Origin of the sequence: Streptomyces sp. NPDC003300 (assembly GCF_040610915.1) — a bacterium.
Lineage (GTDB): Bacteria > Actinomycetota > Actinomycetes > Streptomycetales > Streptomycetaceae > Actinacidiphila.
In genome coordinates, this window is record NZ_JBEXNE010000007.1 from 165,232 (window position 1) to 183,008 (window position 17,777).

Sequence of the window (17,777 nt, forward strand, 5' to 3'; positions counted from 1 at the left end):
CGATCCGTCAGATAGTCGGTTATCCTAGCGCGGTGACGGACCTTTCCTTCAGTGCTCAACAGGACGCGTTCCGGCGGGAGATACGGGACTGGCTCGCCCGTCGGGTGCCGCGTGAGCCGCTGCCGTCGATGGACACGGCGGACGGTTTCCGCGCGCACCAGGAGTGGGAGCGGACGCTGTACGAGGCCGGGTGGGCGGTCGTCGGATGGCCGGAGGAGTACGGGGGAAGGGGCCTCGGCCTGGACGAGTGGCTGATCTTCGAGGAGGAGTACTGGCGGGCGGGCGCGCCGGGGCGCGTCGGGCAGAACGGCATCTTCCTGTTCGCGCCCACCGTCTTCGCCTTCGGTACGGAGGAGCAGCGGGCGCGGGTGCTGCCGCCGATGGCCAGCGGGGAGGAGGTGTGGGCGCAGGGCTGGTCGGAGCCGGAGGCGGGTTCCGACCTGGCGAATCTGCGGGCGCGGGCGGTACGGGACGAGGCGCGCGGCGGGTGGCGGCTGAGCGGGCAGAAGACGTGGAGTTCGCGGGCGGCCTACGCGCACCGGCTCTTCGGCCTCTTCCGGAGCGACCCCGACTCGCGGCGGCACCACGGCCTGACGTACTTCATGGTCGACCTGGCGGCGCCGGGCGTGACGGTACGGCCGATCCGGCAGCTCGACGGGGAGGCCGGATTCGCTGAGGTGTTCCTGGACGACGTGTTCGTGGCCGACCGGGACGTCCTGGGGGAGGCGGGGGAGGGGTGGCGGATCGCGATGTCCACCACCGGGAGCGAGCGGGGGCTGAGTCTGCGGAGCCCCGGACGGTTCCTGGCGGCGGCCGACCGGTTGCTCGACCTGTGCCGTCTGCGCCCGGAACAGGCGGCGCCGCACCGGGACGCGGTGGCGGACGTGTGGATGCGGGCGGAGGCGTACCGGCTGTACACCTACCGGACGGTGACGCGGATGCGGGAGGGCAAGGAGAGCGGGCCGGAGTCCTCGCTGAACAAGGTCTTCTGGTCGGAACTGGACCTCGACCTGCACGACATCGCGCTGCGCGTGCTCGGTGCGGAGGCGGAGCGGTGCGGGCCGTGGCTGGACGGCTACCTCTTCGCGCTCGCCGGACCCATCTACGCGGGCACCAACGAGATCCAGCGCAATGTGATCGCCGAGCGGCTGCTCGGCCTCCCCCGGGAGCCCCGCCGATGAGACTCGCGCCCACGCCCGACGAACACCTCTTCGCCCGCACCGCCCGCGAGCTGCTGGCGGCGCGCTGCACACCGGCCGACGTGCGCGCCGGGTTCTCGCGGGACCGCTGGCGGGCGCTCGCCGGGATCGGGGCGACCGGGCTGCTGGTCCCCGAGGAGTACGGCGGCCTCGGTCTTAGTTCCGGTCCCGGTGCCGACGACTACGGTCCCGACAGCTACGGTTCCGGCAGGCAGCACCTCGGAGGGCGGCGCCTCGACGAGCCGCCCCTGGGCGCGCAGGCGCTCGTCGCGCTCACCGAGGAGGCGGGCCGCGCGTGCCTGCCCGAGCCGTTGCTGGAGGCGGCGGTCGCGGCGGAACTGCTCGGGGGGCTGTCGGAAGGGGCGGATCTGCTGCGCGGGCTGGCGGAGGGCGCGGTGACCGTTGCCGTGTCCCTTCCCGCCCAGGACCCGGCACCGGGACCCGTACCCACGTCCGCATCCGTACCCGCATCCGTACGCACGTCCGTATCCGTATCCGTATCCGTATCCGAACCAGCAGGTCAGCCCGTTGTCGCGCACGCCGCCCACGCTGATCACGTGCTGGTGGTCACGGAAGACGGTGAGCTGCGGGAGGCGGGGGCCGGGCCGCGTACGCCCGTTGCCGGGGTCGACCCGAATCGGGGCCTGGCGCGTGTGGCGGACGGAGGCGGGCGGGTGCTCGCGCGGGAGTGGGGGGAGGCGGCCGGGAAGGCGGCGCGGCTCGGGGCGATCGGGGCGGCGGCCGACCTGGTGGGCGCGGCGGCGGCGATGCTGGAGCGGACGGTGGATTACGCCAAGGGCCGCGTGCAGTTCGGGTCGCCGATCGGCGAGCGGCAGGCGGTGAAGCACCGGCTGGCGGATGTCCTGCTGGCCGTGGAATTCGCGCGGCCTGTGGTGGCGCGGGCGGCGTACGCGTACGACCACGGCCTGCCCAGTGCGGCGCGGGACGCGGCCATGGCGAAGGTCTTCGCGAACGAGGCGGCGGGGAAAGCGGCGCGCGGGTGCCTCCAGGTGCACGGTGCGATCGGTTATACCGACGAGTACGACCTCTCGCTCTGGCTGCGCCGGGTGTGGGCGCTCTCCGCCGCGTGGGGCGATTCCACCCGGCATCGCGCCGCCGTGGCGGCCGACCTCTTCGCGCCGGGCGGCCCGTCCCCGTCCTGCCCGCCGCGCTGAACCCCGCCGCCCCCGCGACCGCCCCGGGACCGCCCCGCGACCGACCCGCGCGGCCCCCGTCCACGGGCGCCGGCCCCGACTCGCCCGCCCCGTACGGCACTTGGACGCCGCCGGTGCGCCACGTGCGTCCCATGCCTCCCTCCCGGACGCCTCGTTCGGCGCGCCGCGCGCCGGAGACGGTGCGAATGGCGGATGATAACGAGTTCGCTCTCCGGGCGTGTCGCGGCGGCCCCGGGTTCGCAACCGGCGCCCATCCCAGGAAGAATCAGGCCCGTACCCTGGCGCTTGGGCCGGTCGAACGGGGTACGGAGCGCGCAGAGCGGGCAAAGCAGTACAGGCGGGCGCAAGCGCTCGATCACGACAGCACGGCACGAGCACGGCGACAACGGCAGAGCGACCACAGCACGACAGCACGACAGCGCAACAGCACGACGGCAGAGCGACAACGGAACGACGGTACGGCGCGCAGCACGGGGTAAGGCCGCGACAGCGCGGGCAACGCGGGCACGGGGAGGTGGCAGGGCAGTGGTGGAGCAGCTTACGCAGCACGACCCGAGACGGATCGGCCCTTTCGAGGTGCTGGCGCGGCTCGGCGCCGGCGGCATGGGGCTGGTCTATCTCGCCCGCTCGGCTTCCGGCCGCCGCGTGGCGATCAAAACCGTGCGCGCCGAACTGGCCGAGGACCAGCTCTTCCGGGTCCGCTTCACGCGTGAGGTGGAGGCCGCCCGCGCGGTCTCCGGCTTCTACACCGCGGCCGTCGTCGACGCCGACCCCCGCGCCGCCGTCCCGTGGCTCGCCACCGCCTACGTCCCGGCCCCGTCGCTGGAGGAGATCGTCAACGAGGCGGGCCCGATGCCCGCGCAGGCCGTACGGTGGCTGGCCGCCGGAATCGCGGAGGCGTTGCAGTCGATCCACGCCGCCGGTCTCGTGCACCGCGACATGAAGCCGTCGAACGTACTCGTCGTCGAGGACGGGCCGCGCGTCATCGACTTCGGCATCGCGTCCGGCGTCTCCAACACCCGCCTGACCATGACGAACGTGGCCGTCGGCACGCCCGCCTACATGTCGCCCGAGCAGGCCCGCGACTCCCGCAGCGTGCGCGGCGCGAGCGACATCTTCTCGCTCGGCTCCACCCTGGTCTTCGCCGCGACCGGCCACGCGCCCTTCCACGGCGCCAACCCCGTCGAGACCGTCTTCATGCTGCTGCGCGAGGGCCCCAATCTCCACGGCCTGCCGCCCGAGCTGCGCCCGCTCATCGAGTCCTGCATGCGGATGGAGGCGGACCGGCGGCCCACCCCCGCCGACCTCCAGGCGCAGCTCGCACCGCATCTGTACTCCACCGGCGGCGACGACACGGGTACGGCGTCGGCCTGGCTGCCGCCCGGCGCGGTCGCGTTGATAGAGCAGCGCCGCAGCGGACGGCCCGCCGTCGCCGCGGGCGGCAGCCGGGGCGCGCACGCCGCGGGCCCGCAACTGCCCGGCAACGCGCCGCCGCTCCCGCCGAACTCCCCGCCCCGGCCGCAGCAGCCGCCGAACAACGCACCGGCGCACGCGGGCGCGCCCGACGGCCGCGGCAACCACCGCGCGCCCGTACCCGTATCCGGCCCCGCGGCCGGACCCGCGGCGGGCCCCGGCTCCGGTCCCACCTCGGGTCCCGCCTCCGCCGTTCCCGTACAGCTCGCCGGTTCCGCGCCGATCGGTCCCGGGATGCGGGTCGCGGACGCCGCGGACCACAAGGCGGGGGCCGCGCCCGGTACGGACTGGGTACGCCGCCGCGCGGGCGCGCACCGCGCGAACGCCAACGCGGGCGCCAACGCCGGTGCCGTGGCGAACGGCGGCGCGGCCCAGGCCCCCGCCGCCCTCCCGGCGCAGCAGGGCCAGCAAGCGCAGCAGGCTCCGCAGTCACAGCAGCAGTCACAACAGCAGCAGTCACAGCAGCAGCAATCACAGCCGCAGTCGCAGCAGGCCCAGCACGGCGCCCAGTCGGGCCTCCAGTCCCAGGCCGCCGCTCCCGGCGAGTGGCGGCCGTGGCGTTTCCGCATGTCGAACGACGTGTGGGGCACCCCCGTCGTCTCCGGCGGGCTCCTCTACGTCACCTCCTTCGAGGTGCACGCGCTCGATGTGGCCAGCGGGCGCCGCCAGTTCAAGACCCGCGACGTCGCCTGGACGATGGCCGTCGACGGCGGCCGTATCCACGCCTCCGACGGCCCCAGCCTCTTCGCGCTCGACGCGGTCGACGGCGGCGAGCGCTGGCGTACGGCGATCGACGGCTGGGTGTACGCGCTGCGCGCCGACTCCGGCACGGTCGTGACCGCCACCCGCGGCGGCGGCATCCAGGCGTGGGACGCGGCGCGCGGCGGACTGCGCTGGGAGCGGTCGGGCGCCCAGACCGAATTCGAGTCCCCGGACTCCGGGCCCACCGTCCTCAGCCGCGCCGTCTACTACCAGGGCGGCGGCCACCTGCACGCCGTTGACTCCCTCACCGGTGCCGAGATGTGGTCGTACCCGGTCGGCGAACCCGGCGTCGCGGGCTCCGTGCCCACGCGGCCGGTCGTCGCGGACGGCATCGTGCACCTCACCGCCGGGACGCGGGTCGTCGCGCTCGACGCCCGCAGTGGCGCCGAGCGCTGGCATTTCGACGCCCCCGCCGTCATGTTCTCGCCGCCCGCGCACGTGCCGGGGCCCGGCGTCTCGGGCGGCGGCGTGTACGTCGCCGACCACCTCGGCACCGTCTACGCCCTCGATCCCGCCGACGGGCACGCGCGCTGGCGCGTCGCCACCGAGCCGCGGCAGTCGCTGGAACCCGTCATCGTCGCCAATGGTGCGCTGCACCTCGGCGCGGGGAGCGCGCTCTACACGCTGGACGCCGTCAGTGGCGCGCCGCGGTGGCGCTTCGCGGCGCAGAACGAGATTGTCGGCTCGCCCGCCGTGGCGGCCGGGCGGGTGCACTTCGGGTCCAAGGACCACTGTCTGTACACGGTCGACGCGGCCGGGGGGCAGTTGCGGTGGCGGCTCGAGACCGGCGGGGAGATCACCGGGTCGCCGGTGACGTCGGAGGGGGTGGTGTACGCGTGCTCGAAGGACCGGTGCGTGTACGCGCTCGACGCGACGAAGGGGACCGGGGCGACTTCGCGTCGGGCGTGAGCCCGTGGGCCCTCAAACGCCGGGCGGGCTGATGCCCTCAGGCGCCGGGCGGGCTGGTGGGCGGGGGTTGCGCGCCGCTGGGCAGGTCGTCGGTGCCGGGCCGGGGCACCTCCTCGAACTGCGTCTGCCTGGTCGTGTCGTAGGCGTCGTCCACTTGTCGACGCAGTTCTGCGGGGGCACCCCGCCCCGTCTCCTCCTCCTCGTAGCGGGGTTCGTCGTACCGGCCGTACGTCGGCTCGTCGTACCGGGGCTCCTCGAAAACCGGCGTGGCGCGGCGCGGCCGGTGGCGGCCGGGGAGGACGGCGGCGGCGAGGAGGAGCAGGAGGCCGGAGGCGAAGGCGGTGGCGACGCCGTAGTCGAGGCCGTTGCCGCCGGCGGTGAGGGAGCCGGAGGCTTGGCCCTGGCGGACCATCCAGAGGATGGTGATGCCGAGGACGAGGAGGGCGGCGAGGGCGAGGGTGAGGCGGGAGCGGAGGAGGACGCCCAGTAGGGTGAGGAGGGCGGCGAAGGCCATGGGGAGGAAGAGGGAGCCGAGGAGGGCCGCCTTGTCAGGCGTCACGCCGACCCCGGTGAAGAGGTCGTCGACCCGGATGCCGGAGCCGTGGCGGCCGCCGTACCAGGCACGGAAGGGGCTCCAGACGGCGCCCGCCGCTCCGATGAGGGCGAGAAGCGACCCGACGACGGTGCGGAACATCTCGTGGTCGCCTCGCTTCGCTCGCTCAGCCCCCTCGGGGCCGACGCTACGCCGCGACCGTCGCACCCGCCACGTGAGCCGCGCTCACCTCAACCGGAAGGCGGCGGGCCCCCGGGCGCGCCCGGTGAACAGCTCCGCCTGCCGCTCCGGCAGCAGATTGCCGAGGGCGATGAGGTGCGGCGCGAGCGCGGTGGCGTGCGCGCGGGCCGCCTCCCGGGCCGACCACACGGCGCGCACGGTGCCCTGGACGGCCTCGGTCGGGTAGGAGGAGAGGACGGCGGCGGCGCGCAGGGCGGTGGCGAGGAGGTCGGGGCCGGGCACGACCTCGGAGACGAGACCGGTCTCGTAGGCCCGTCGCGCGCTCACCCGTTCGGCGGTGCCCATGAGGGACATGCGCATGGCCTCGCCGTAGGGCATGCGCTGCGCCATGAGGACGGACTCGTAGGCGCTGACCATGCCGTAGGCGGTGTGCGGGTCGAAGAAGGTGGCGTCTTCCGCGGCGATGAGGAATTCGGCCTCGCCCAGGAGGTAGAAGGCGCCGCCGCAGGCCATGCCGTTGACGGCGGCGACGACCGGCTTCCACAGGTCGTTGGCCTTGGGGCCCGCGGTGAGCAGGGGGTCGTCGACGCAGTACGGGGACGACGGCTGCGGCACGTCGAGGCCGCGGTCGACGCCGGTGCAGAACGCCCGGTCGCCCGCGCCGGTGAGGACCACCGCCCGTACCGCGTCGTCGAAGCGCAGGTCGCGCCACACCTCGCGCAGCCCGTCCACGCTCGCGCCGTCCAGGGCGTTGTGCCGCTCGGGCCGGTCGAGGGTGACGAGCGCGACCCCGTCACCGGCCTCCGTGCGCCGGACGCTCATGGCCGCTCCAGCAGCCAGCGCGGTACGACGACGCCGTCCGTGGCGGCCGGGTCGGGGAAGGCCACCTTCACGGCGGCGCCGATCCGCAGCCGCGCCGGGTCCACGGAGTCAAGGCGCGCGTCGGCGCGGGCGACGAGGTTGCCGACCAGCCGGATCCGGCCGCCCTCGGGGGTGGCCTCCTCGGCCAGTTCCACCACGATCACGTTGTACGGGGCCTGCTCGGCGTAATCGGGCAGCAGCGGGGGGTGGGCGACGACGTACGACCAGATCCGGCCGCGTCCGCTCATCCGCTCCCAGCGGGACCCGAAGGACCGGCAGTACGGGCAGCAGGGGCGCGGCGGGAAGCGCCGCCGTCCGCAGTCGGCGCACGCCTGGACGCGCAACTCGCCCTGGCGCGCGTACTCCCAGAAGGGCGCGCCGTCCTCGTCGATGACCGGCAGCAGCATCGCGGCTGTCAACTCCTCAGCAGCAGAGCGGATGTGGGGACGCACTCGCCCGCCGTGACCAGGCAGGTGGCGGCGTCGGGGACTTGGGCGGTGGAGGTGCCGCGCAGTTGCCTGACGCCCTCGGTGATGAGGTTGAAGCCGTGGACGTACGCCTCGGACAGGCCGCCGCCACCGGTGTTGATCGGCAGCCGTCCACCGGTCTCCAGGGCGCCGCCCTCGGTGAAGGCGGCGCCCTCGCCGCGTCCGCAGAAGCCGTAGCCCTCGAGGGAGAGCGGGATCAGCGGGGTGAAGGCGTCGTATATCTGGGCGACATCGACGTCCTGCGGCCCGAAGTCGGCCTGTTTCCACAGGTGTCGGGCGGCGGTCCAGGACGGTCCGGTGAGCGGGTCGTCGGTCCAGTAGTTGACCATGCCGTGGTGCTGGGCGGGCAGGCCCTGCGCGGCGGAGTGCACGTAGACGGGCTTGCGGCGGCAGTCGCGGGCGCGTTCGGCGGAGACCACGACGCAGGCCAGGGCCCCGTCGGTCTCCATGCAGTTGTCGAACAGGCAGAGCGGTTCGCTGATCCAGCGCGCGGTCATGTACATCTCGCGGGTCAGCGGGCGCTCGTACATCAGGGCGGCCGGATTCTGGTTGGCGCGGTTGCGGCAGGCGAGCGCCACATTGAACAAGTGGTCGCGGGTGGCGCCGTATTCGTGCATGTAGCGGCGGGCGAGCATGCCGATCTCGTCGGCCGGGCGGAGCAGACCGTACGGCCGGGACCACTGCGCCGGGGTGGGGAGCTGGACGGTGGTGCTGCTCCACGGGCGCGGCCCCGAGCCGCGTTTGCGCGACCGCCAGGCGACGCCGACCGACGCCTGACCGGTGGCGACGGCCGCCGCGAGGTGCGCGACGGTCGCGCACGAACCGCCGCCGCCGTATCCGGACTTGGCGAAGAAGGTGACATCGCCCGCGCCGATCGCCTTGGCCAGCTCGACCTCGTCGGTGTCCTCCATCGTGTACGAGGCGAAGCCGTCGACCTCGCCGGGGTTGATGCCCGCGTCGTCGAGCGCGGCGAGCACCGCCCGGCACGCCAGCGTCTTCTCCGACTCCGGGAGCGACTTGGCGAACGGTGTCTGGCCTATCCCGACGATGGCCGTCGCGTCTTTCAGGGCAGCGCCGCCCATGGGCACACACCTCCGCGGGTCCCCGGATGCACTGACGAACTGCTGACAGGTCGTCAGGCTACCGTTAATCTGACGGGTAGTCAGCTACGGGAGGGGACGTCATGGATGTGGACCTGCGGGACGACGATCCGCGCGACACCTCGTACGGCGACACCTCGTACGGCGACGCCTCATCCGAGGGCGGTGCCTCCAACGACGGCTCATCCCCAGCCGGTTCACCCGCCGACGACCCCCGCGCCGATCTCCGCTGGGGCACCCTGCCCCGCCTGGTGCGCGCCGCCGCCCGCGCCCACGGCGAGCACGAGGCCGTCGTGGACGGTCGCACCCGCGTCAGCTACGCCGAACTCGGCGCCCGCGTGGAAAGCGCCGCCGCCGCGGCCGTCGCCTCGGGACTGCGCCCCGGCGACCGGGTCGCGATCTGGGCGCCCAACTCGCTGAACTGGATCGTCGCCGCGCTCGGCGCGGTCGGCGCGGGCGGCGTCCTCGTCCCGCTCAACACCCGCTTCAAAGGCGCCGAAGCGGCCTGGATACTCCAACGCACCCGCGCCAGGCTGCTGTTCGTCACCGGCACCTTCCTCGGCACGTCGTACGTGGCCGCGCTGCGCCGCGCCGCGGGAGAGGGCGACGGCGAGGGACCGCTGCCCGGCCTGCCGCACCTGCGTGACGTCGTCGTCCTCGGCGACGACGCGCCGCCCACCGGATTCCTGTCCTGGCACGGCTACGTGGCGGCCGGCGCCGACGTACCCGCCGCGACCGTACGCGCCCGCGCCGACGCCGTGGCGCCCGGCGACCCTTCCGACATCATCTTCACCTCGGGCACGACCGGACACCCCAAGGGCGCCGTCATCACGCACGCCCAGACGCTGCGCGTGTACGGCGTCTGGAGCGCGCTGGCCGGACTGACCGCGGGGGACCGCTACTTGGTGGTCAACCCCTTCTTCCACACCTTCGGCTACAAGGCGGGCGTCATCGCCTGCCTGATGCGCGGCGCCGTGATCGTGCCGCAGCCCGTCTTCGACGTGGACACCGTCCTCGCCAACATCGCCGCCGAGCGGATCTCCGTACTGCCGGGCCCGCCCACCCTGCACCAGTCGCTGCTCGACCATCCGGCGCGCGCCGCCCACGACCTGTCCGCGCTGCGGCTCGTCGTCACCGGGGCCGCCGTCATCCCGCTGGAACTCGTCGAACGGCTGCGCGCCGAACTGCGGATCGCCACCGTCCTGACCGCGTACGGCCTCACCGAGGCGTCCGGCACCGTCACCATGTGCCGCAGGGGCGACCCGGCCGCGACCGTCGCCGTCACCTCGGGGCGCGCCATCCCCGACACGGAGGTACGGGTCGACGCCGCGCCCGGCGCGCCCGGCGAAGTCCTGGTCCGCGGCTACCACGTCATGTCCTGCTACTTCGAGGACCCCGAGGGCACCGCCCGCGCCGTCGACCCCGACGGCTGGCTGCACACCGGCGACATCGGCGTCCTGGACCCCGAGGGGAATCTGCGGATCACCGACCGCCTCAAGGACATGTACATCGTCGGCGGCTTCAACGCCTACCCGGCGGAGATCGAGCAACTGCTGCTGCGCCACCCCGACATCCGCGACGCCGCCGTCATCGGTGTCCCCGACCCCCGCCTCGGCGAGGTCGGCCGCGCCTACGTCGTCCGCCGCCCCGGCTCCACCCTCACCGCCGACGACCTCATCGCCTGGTCGCGCCGCGAAATGGCCAACTACAAGGTCCCGCGCGGCGTCCGCTTCGTCCCCGAACTCCCGCGCAACGCGGGCGGGAAGGTCAAGAAGAACGAGCTGCGTACGGCCGCGGACTGACCCGCGCGCGGCACCGGACCCGGACGCGGACTGACCGCGGCGCCCCCTCCGCGCCGCGGTCAGTCTTTGGTGCGCCCCCGGGTGCGTGCTGTGGAACCCCCCGCAGTCACCCGGCCCCCCCTTGGGCGGCTTTCACCGGTCCCCCTCGGCCCCCACCGAGGTTCCCCGGTCCCCCGATCCCCCGTGTTCCCCTGTTGCCCCGTGCTGTTTTCCCCTGATCAACCCCGTGGGTCCCCCTGCGGTCCCCTTGGGGTCCTCCGCGGCCCCGCCCTCCCCAGAGCGGGGTACGGAAGCTACTTGGTGGTGCCGTCCGTGTGGAAGTTGTCCGGCTTGACGACGGGCTTCTTCGGCGTGAGGAGCCCGTCCGGAGCCGTCTGCTCGGTGCCGTCGGTGTGGAAGTTGTCCGGGTCGACCGGCGGGTCCGTCTTCGGAAGCTTCGGAACTTCGGTGCTCATGGTGCTCTCCCTGTGTGCTTGGGGACGTGCTGTCGTGAAAGCCCGCCCGGTGGCGACCCCCGTACACCACCGAGCGGGCAGCTCGTGCAGTGATGGAATCGTGGCATCCACCGATAATCAACTGATAAACGGGCGCGTTGAGCGAATCGACCTGGGCTTATACCGCGACAGAGGGGGATGATTCGTCCCCCAACAGGCGCCGTACATCGGCCGCTTCGGGCGAACCGAGCGCGGTGAAGACGGCCAGGGCGTCGTGCCAGCAGGCGTGGGCACGGACCGGCTGGCCCATGCCGTCGAGCGCGCTGCCGAGTACGGTCAGGGCGTTGGCGGTGCGCCACTCGCCGCCGACCTCGCGGAGGATGACGAGCGACTGCTCGGTGTGGGCGGCGGCCTGCCGCCAACTGCCGCCCGCGAGGTGAACCTTGGAGAGCCGGAAGAGCGTCATGCCCTCCCAGAACTGCTGCCGCGCCTCCCGGAAGATGCCCAGTGCCTCGGTGAGGCAGCTCAACGCGTCGTCGAGGCGGCCCTCCGCGGTGAGCGCGATGCCCATCGCGTACAGGCCGTTGCCGAGCCGGAAGCCGGCGCCCAACTCGCGGTAGATCGCGACGACCCGTTCGGTCGCCGCCACCGCGGCGGCGATGTCGCCCAGTTCGATCTGCGCGCGGGAGAGATTGCTGAGCGCCGCCGCCTCGCCGTGCTTGTTGCCGTCGGCGCGGAAAGCCTCAAGGGCGGTGGTGTGGTACTCCGCGCACGCCTCGAAGCGCTGGCCCTGGTGGGCGATGCTGCCGCGCAGATTGGGCGCGTAGCTCGACGTCATCGGGTCCTCGGCGGCCAGGCCGAGCACCAGGGCGCGCTTGGCCTCGGTCTCGGCCTCCTCGAACCGGCCCGACATCCGCAGGAGTTGGCCGAGCCAGATCCGCCCGCGCCCCTCCACCAGCGTGTCCCCGCAGTCGTGCGCCGTCGTCACCAGTGTCCGCGTCGCCTGCTCGTATTGCCGCGCGTAGACACCGGACTCCATCAGGTCCTGGGCGACCAGCAGCAGGTCGACGGCGCGGCGCATCGGGCCCTCGCAGCCGCCGTCCGCGGCCTGCTGGACGGCCGCCAGCAGATTCTGCGCCTCGGAGAAGAGCCATTCCAGGGCCTCGTCCGGGGCGCCGAAGGTCAGGCCGGAGTGCGCGGTGAGGGCGAGGTGGTCCAGGACACGGTCGCCGGGGTTCTCCAACTCGTAGGCGCAGGAGGCCGAGGCGAGGTAGAAGTCCAGCACCCGCGACAGCGCCGCGCAGCGCTCCCGCGGTGTCTCGTCGCGCTCCGCGCACTCGCGGGCGTACAGGCGCAGCAGGTCGTGGAAGCGGTAACGGGCGGGCGCGGCGGACTCGATGAGGCTGATGTCGACCAGCGCCTCCAGCAGCTCCTCGGCCTCGTACGGGTCCAGGTCGAGGGTGGCCGCCGCCGCGTGCAGCGAGATGTCCGGGCCGTCGGCGAGCGAGAGCAGCCGGAAGGCGCGGGCCTGCGGCGCCGACAGGTGGCCGTAGCCGAGGGCGAAGGTGGCCTTCACCGCGAGGTCCCCGGCCCGCAGTTCGTCCAGCCTGCGCCGCTGGTCGGCCAGTTTGTGGGCGAGTACGGAGACGGTCCAGGTGCGGCGGGCGGCCAGCCGGGACGCGGCGATCCGGATGGCCAGCGGCAGGAAGCCGCAGGCCGCGACGACGTCGAGGGCGGCCTGGCGTTCGCTGGTGACGCGCTCCTCGCCGACGATCCGGGTGAAGAGCTGGAGCGCCTCCTCCGGCGACATCACGTCGAGGTCGACCAGATGCGCGCCCGCCAGGTCGACCATCCGCACCCGGCTGGTGACCAGGGCGGCGCAGCCGGGGGTGCCCGGCAGCAACTGGCGGATCTGCGCGGCGTCGTAGGCGTTGTCGAGCAGCGCGAGCACGCGGCGGCCGTCGAGGGTGGAGCGGTAGAGCGCGGCGCGGTCGGCCAGCGACTCGGGGATCGCGGAGTCCGGGGTGCCGAGCGCGCGCAGGAACGAGCCGAGTACGGCCTCGGGTTCCGCCGGGCGCGGGTCGGTGCCCTGGAGATCGACGTACAACTGCCCGTCGGGGAAGGAGTCGCGGGCCGCGTGGGCGACATGGACGGCGAGCGTGGTCTTGCCGACGCCGCCGATGCCCGCGACGGCGGAGACCGCCATCACCCCGCTGCCCTGCGACGCCTGGGCCAGTTGCTCGCTCAGTTCCCTGACCACATTGCGGCGGCCGGTGAAGTCCGCGACGGTCGCGGGCAGTTGCGCGGGCCGTACGATCTCGGCCGGTCCGGCGGCGGAACCGGCCGGGGCGGCGAGCGAGGGGTCGGCCTCCAGGATCTTCTGGTGCAGGTCCTTCAGTTCGGCCGACGGGTCGATGCCCAGCTCTTCGGCGAGCAGGCGGCGGGTGTCGGCGTAGACGCCGAGCGCCTCGGCCTGCCGGCCGCTGCGGTAGAGGGCCAGCATCAGCAGGGCGCGCAGCCGCTCGCGCAGCGGGTGTTCGGCGGAGACCGCGGTGAGTTCGGAGACGGCCTCGGCGTGTGCGCCCAGCTCCAGGTCCAGTTCGAGACGGGTCTCGATCAGGCCGAGGTGCCATTCGGCGAGCCGGTTGCGCTGCGTCTCGGCGTGCGGCCCCGGAAGCCCGGCCAGCGGCTCGCCGTGCCACATCTCCAGCGCGGTGCCCAGCAGTTCGCGGGCGCGGACCGGGTCGACGGCGCGCTGCTTGTCGGCCTCGGCGGCCAGCCGCTCCACGACGGCGCAGTCCAGCGCGTCGTCGGCGACCCGCAGCGAGTAGCCGCCGGAGTCGGTGACCAGGGCCTCGGGGCCGAGCGCCTTGCGCAGCCGGAAGGCGTACGAACGCAGCGCGGCGAGCGCGGTGTTGGGCGGTGACTCTCCCCAGACGGCGTCGAGCAGTTCCGACGCGGTCGCCGTGCGCCCGCCGCGCAGCAGCAGCGCGGCCAGCAAGGCGCGCTGCTGTGGTGCGCCGGTGACGATCGGCTCGTCGTCTCGCCAGGCGCGCACCGGACCGAGGACCGCGAACCGCAGGCTGTTGCCCGGTTCCGTCCTGCTTTCCATCTCTGCCCCCTGAACGTGGACCTGCTCATTGTGTACCCGCGCCTGGAGCGGCGCACTGCTTGTGCCAGCCTCCGGCGGTGGTCGGCCGCCGGGCGCTGAATGGTGCGTGACCCGATTATTCGCGAAGCCGGGCGCCCCCGCGGCCCGTCGCCCGCACGTATATCAATCGTTCATCGCCGGACGGAACAGTTGTCCGCATGGCGCACGGGACCGAGGGTTCGGCACCGTCCGTGCCAGTTTGCCGTGTCGGGCCGCCGGGGTCACCCCGTGCAAGGACCCGAACCGGACTTGCAGCAAAAGTTGGGCTGGAATTTGAGGTTCCGTCTGTGCGTGCGCGGAGGTTGTGCTGTGTGGGACTGGTCCATGCCGGTGTGTGTCCTGCGAAAGAACAGGTAGCGGGCGTTTCATGTGTGCTGAGTGCACGAGTCATGCGGCAGGTGCCGGTGAGCCGGACGGGCCGATCGGGTCACTGCCTGTCAGGCCGAGGCAACTACCGTCGGCCGCCGGTTCCGAGCTGTTCCGGGCTCCGGTACGCGAGGTGCGCCCGGTGCGCCCGGCCGGATCCGTACGACGGATGCCGGCCCCGGCCGCGGGGCCCGCGATGAGCGGCGAGGGCCGCGAGCGGCCCGGCGGCGGGGGCGGCGGCAACGGCGGCACGCGGCGGCTCGGGGACGCCGGACGGCTGCCCGGCGAACTGCTGCGCCGCCGCGCCGAGCGCGCCCCGCAGGCCGTGCCCGCGCTGCCGTATCCGCGGACGACCGTCAGCGGCACCGCGGGGTGCAGCTTCGCCGAACTCGACCGGCGGGCCCGCGCGGTGGCCGCCCGGCTCGGCAGCCTGCTGGCTCCCGGCGCGCGCGTGCTGCTCGCCTATCCGCAGGGCCCGGACCTCGCGGGCGCCTTCTTCGGCTGCCTGTACGCGGGGATGGCCGCGGTGCCGCTGGTGCTGCCGGGACCGGGCGCCAACGACGCGGTCTCCCGCGCGGTCCGCCGCTGCGACCCCGACCTGGTGCTGACCGGCTCCGACGGCTGGTCCGCGCTGGCCGTCGACCGCACCCGTACCCAGGTGATGGAGGCGGACGGCGTCCGCGTCGCGGGCGAGCCCGTGTGGCGGCTGGCGCAGAACTGGCGGCCGGTCGGCGTCCTGCGCAGCGCGCCCGCGTACCACCGCTACTACGACGACGGCGTGGTCGGCGGGCGGCTGGAGCCCGCGATGGCGCACGCCGATCTCACCGAGGTGATGGGGGAGTTGGCGCAGGCGGTACGGCTGGGCACCGACGAGGAGAACGTCGGCTGGATCGCGGCCGTGCACGGCGTGGAGGACGCAGTGTGGCGGATTCTGCTGCCGGTGCGGGTGACCGACTGACGTCCGCCGCAGCCGGGGAGCCCCGGAGGCCCGTAGTGGCAACGATGTGACGACACGTTAGCTGACGGATCGTCAGATCGGCGCTACCGTTGTGCCCATGGAGACCTTCCCGAAGATCATCTCGGTGGACGACCACACCGTGGAGCCCGGCAACGTCTGGCGGGACCGGCTCCCGTCGAAACACCACGACACCGCGCCGCGCATCGTGCGCGCGCCCCTGAAGGAAATGACCTTCCTCGGCGGCCGGTTCGCGCCCACGATGGGCGAGCCGGGGGACGAGGGACCGCTCGCCGACTGGTGGCTGTACGAGGGCCTGCGCCGCCCGCTGACCCGGCTCGACACCGCCGTCGGCTACTCGCGCGACGAGATCAGGCTCGAAGCGATCACGTACGAGCAGATGCGGCCCGGCTCGTACTCGGTGCCCGAGCGGCTGGCCGACATGGACGTCAACCATGTGCAGTCCGCGCTCTGCTTCCCCACCTTCCCGCGCTTTTGCGGCCAGACCTTCACCGAGGCCGAGGACCACGACCTCGGGCTGCTGTGCGTGCGCGCGTACAACGACTGGATGGTCGAGGAGTGGTGCGGCCCGCAGGCGGGCGGGCGGCTGATACCGCTGACCCTGATACCGCTGTGGGACGCCGAGTTGGCCGCCGCCGAGGTACGGCGCAACGCGGCGCGCGGCGTACGGGCGGTCTGCTTCTCCGAGATCCCGCCGCACCTCGGACTGCCGTCGGTGCACACCGACTACTGGGACCCCTTCTTCCGCGCCTGCGACGAGACCGGCACCGTCATCGCCATGCACATCGGCTCCTCCAGCCGGATGCCGTCCACCTCCGCCGACGCGCCGCCCGCGGTCGGCTCCACCATCACCTTCGCCAACTGCTGCTTCTCGATGGTCGACTGGCTGATGTCCGGCGCCCTCGAACGCTTCCCGAACCTCAAGATCATGTACGCCGAGGGGCAGATCGGCTGGATCCCGTACATCCTGGAGCGCGCCGACGTCGTCTGGGAGGAGAACCGCGGATGGGGCGGGGTCGCCGACAAGGTGCGGCGCCCGCCGTCCGAGACCTTCGCCTCGCACGTCTACGGCTGCTTCTTCGACGACGCGGTCGGCCTGCGCAATCTCGACGCGGTCGGCGTCGGCAACGTCCTCTACGAGACGGACTACCCGCACTCCGACTCCACGTGGCCCACGTCGCGCGAGGTCGGCGAGGCGCAGATGGGCCACCTCTCCCAGGACGTGGTGGAGCGGATCGTGCGCGGCAACGCCATCGACCTGCTCGGCCTGACCCCCGACGGCCTGTGGCCCGGGCCCGGTTCGAGCGCCGGGCCGGTCCCGGGACCCGGCGCGGGGGCGTAGGCCATGGGCGTCCCGCGCGTGCTGCCGCCAGGGCGGCTCTCCTACGGCATGCAACTCCCCGTCCAGTCGCAGAGCACGATGTACGCCGAGGGCTGGGAGGCCGACGCGGGCCCGGCCGAACTCGCCGCCGTCGCCCGCGCCGCCGACCGGCACGGCTTCGCGTACGTGGCGGTCTGCGACCACATCGCGGTGCCGCGCAGGCTGGCCGCCGCGATGTCCACCACCTGGTACGACCCGGTGGCCACCCTCGGCTATCTCGCCGCCGTCACCGAACGCGTACGGCTGCTCAGCCATGTCGCGGTCGTCGGACTGCGGCACCCGCTGGCCACCGCCAAGCAGTACGCGACGCTCGACCGGCTCTCCGGCGGGCGGCTGATCCTCGGTGTCGGGGCCGGGCACGTGGTCGAGGAATTCGACGCGGTCGGCGCGGACTTCGCCGGGCGCGGCGGCGTACTCGACGAGACCATCGACGCGCTGAAGGCGGCGCTCGGCGAGGACGAGTTCCCCGAACACCACGGCGAGCGCTACGACTTCGCCGGACTCGGGCAGCGGCCACGCCCGGTGCAGACGCCCCGGCCGCCGGTCTGGGTCGGCGGCTCGTCACCGGCCGCCGTCCGCAGGGCCGCCCTCAGGGGTGACGGCTGGCTGCCGCAGGGCGACCCGCGCGACCGGCTGCCGGGCCAGATCGACCGCGTCCGGCGGCTGCGCGCCGAGGCCGGGATCGCCGACCCGATCGAGATCGGCGCGATCGCGGAACCGCTCTACGTCGGCGAGCCCGGCTGGCACGTCGGCCGGTACACCCTGCACGGCGAGCCGGACGCGCTCGCGGAGAGCCTGCGCGCCTACCGGGCCATGGGCGTCGACCAGATCCAGGTGCGCTTCCGCAGCCGGGGCGTGGCCGAACTCCTCGACCAGATGGCGGCGTTCGCGGCCGATGTGGCACCGCACCTCGACAGTTGAGTCCCGTTGACCCCCCCGTTGACCCCCCCCGGTTGACCCCCCGTTG

At 73.6% G+C, this 17,777-nt stretch carries 13 protein-coding genes; 7 read left to right on the plus strand and 6 right to left on the minus strand.

Features of this window, described 5'->3' with window-relative positions; translation table 11 throughout:
* Nucleotides 1–32: 32 nt before the first annotated feature.
* From ABZX65_RS13380 to ABZX65_RS13390, 3 genes are all read left to right on the plus strand, one after another.
* Nucleotides 33–1,181 (plus strand): acyl-CoA dehydrogenase family protein, encoded by a 1,149-nt coding sequence (locus ABZX65_RS13380; RefSeq protein ID WP_355337648.1) that lies wholly within the window; start codon nucleotides 33–35, stop codon nucleotides 1,179–1,181.
* Nucleotides 1,178–2,374 carry an acyl-CoA dehydrogenase gene (locus ABZX65_RS13385; RefSeq protein WP_355337651.1) on the plus strand — a complete coding sequence of 399 codons (1,197 nt, stop codon included), beginning with the start codon at nucleotides 1,178–1,180 and terminating at the stop codon, nucleotides 2,372–2,374. The genes ABZX65_RS13380 and ABZX65_RS13385 overlap by 4 nt, the downstream gene beginning before the upstream one ends.
* A gap of 525 nt (nucleotides 2,375–2,899) precedes the next feature.
* Entirely contained in the window at nucleotides 2,900–5,518 is a 2,619-nt protein-coding gene (locus tag ABZX65_RS13390) for a PQQ-binding-like beta-propeller repeat protein (protein WP_355337654.1), read from the plus strand.
* A 37-nt stretch (nucleotides 5,519–5,555) separates the two neighbouring features.
* Here the strand turns inward: ABZX65_RS13390 and ABZX65_RS13395 are convergent, their stop codons facing one another.
* The 4 genes from ABZX65_RS13395 to ABZX65_RS13410 form a co-directional block, all read right to left on the minus strand.
* Complete coding sequence (locus ABZX65_RS13395) at nucleotides 5,556–6,212, minus strand: hypothetical protein (protein WP_355337657.1); 657 nt, start codon at nucleotides 6,210–6,212, stop codon at nucleotides 5,556–5,558.
* A gap of 84 nt (nucleotides 6,213–6,296) precedes the next feature.
* Entirely contained in the window at nucleotides 6,297–7,073 is a 777-nt protein-coding gene (locus ABZX65_RS13400; RefSeq protein ID WP_355337660.1) for an enoyl-CoA hydratase/isomerase family protein, read from the minus strand.
* The gene (locus tag ABZX65_RS13405; RefSeq protein ID WP_355337663.1) at nucleotides 7,070–7,519 is read right to left on the minus strand and encodes an OB-fold domain-containing protein; all 450 of its coding nucleotides are present in this window, start codon (nucleotides 7,517–7,519) and stop codon (nucleotides 7,070–7,072) included. Before ABZX65_RS13405 ends, ABZX65_RS13400 begins: the two co-directional genes overlap by 4 nt.
* 8 nt (nucleotides 7,520–7,527) lie before the next feature.
* Nucleotides 7,528–8,682: a lipid-transfer protein gene (locus tag ABZX65_RS13410; RefSeq protein WP_355337666.1), complete on the minus strand. Its 1,155-nt coding sequence runs from the start codon at nucleotides 8,680–8,682 to the stop codon at nucleotides 7,528–7,530.
* Nucleotides 8,683–8,783: 101 nt separating this feature from the next.
* Here ABZX65_RS13410 and ABZX65_RS13415 point away from each other — a divergent pair, with 101 nt between their 5' ends.
* Nucleotides 8,784–10,502, plus strand: coding sequence for a FadD3 family acyl-CoA ligase (locus ABZX65_RS13415; protein ID WP_355337669.1), 1,719 nt, complete (start codon nucleotides 8,784–8,786; stop codon nucleotides 10,500–10,502).
* Between the two features lie 293 nt (nucleotides 10,503–10,795).
* Here the strand turns inward: ABZX65_RS13415 and ABZX65_RS13420 are convergent, their stop codons facing one another.
* Together ABZX65_RS13420 and ABZX65_RS13425 are read right to left on the minus strand one after the other, a co-directional pair.
* Nucleotides 10,796–10,957 carry a hypothetical protein gene (locus ABZX65_RS13420; RefSeq protein ID WP_355337672.1) on the minus strand — a complete coding sequence of 54 codons (162 nt, stop codon included), beginning with the start codon at nucleotides 10,955–10,957 and terminating at the stop codon, nucleotides 10,796–10,798.
* Between the two features lie 157 nt (nucleotides 10,958–11,114).
* The gene (locus ABZX65_RS13425) at nucleotides 11,115–14,048 is read right to left on the minus strand and encodes a BTAD domain-containing putative transcriptional regulator (RefSeq protein ID WP_355337675.1); all 2,934 of its coding nucleotides are present in this window, start codon (nucleotides 14,046–14,048) and stop codon (nucleotides 11,115–11,117) included.
* Nucleotides 14,049–14,649: 601 nt separating this feature from the next.
* On the opposite strand from ABZX65_RS13425, the gene ABZX65_RS13430 reads away from it, so the two are divergent.
* From ABZX65_RS13430 to ABZX65_RS13440, 3 genes are all read left to right on the plus strand, one after another.
* Nucleotides 14,650–15,411 (plus strand): AMP-binding protein, encoded by a 762-nt coding sequence (locus tag ABZX65_RS13430; protein WP_355337678.1) that lies wholly within the window; start codon nucleotides 14,650–14,652, stop codon nucleotides 15,409–15,411.
* A 97-nt stretch (nucleotides 15,412–15,508) separates the two neighbouring features.
* The gene (locus tag ABZX65_RS13435) at nucleotides 15,509–16,771 is read left to right on the plus strand and encodes an amidohydrolase family protein (protein ID WP_355337681.1); all 1,263 of its coding nucleotides are present in this window, start codon (nucleotides 15,509–15,511) and stop codon (nucleotides 16,769–16,771) included.
* Nucleotides 16,772–16,774: 3 nt separating this feature from the next.
* Nucleotides 16,775–17,731, plus strand: a complete 957-nt coding sequence (locus ABZX65_RS13440) for an LLM class F420-dependent oxidoreductase (protein ID WP_355337683.1) — start codon at nucleotides 16,775–16,777, stop codon at nucleotides 17,729–17,731.
* Nucleotides 17,732–17,777 lie beyond the last annotated feature (46 nt).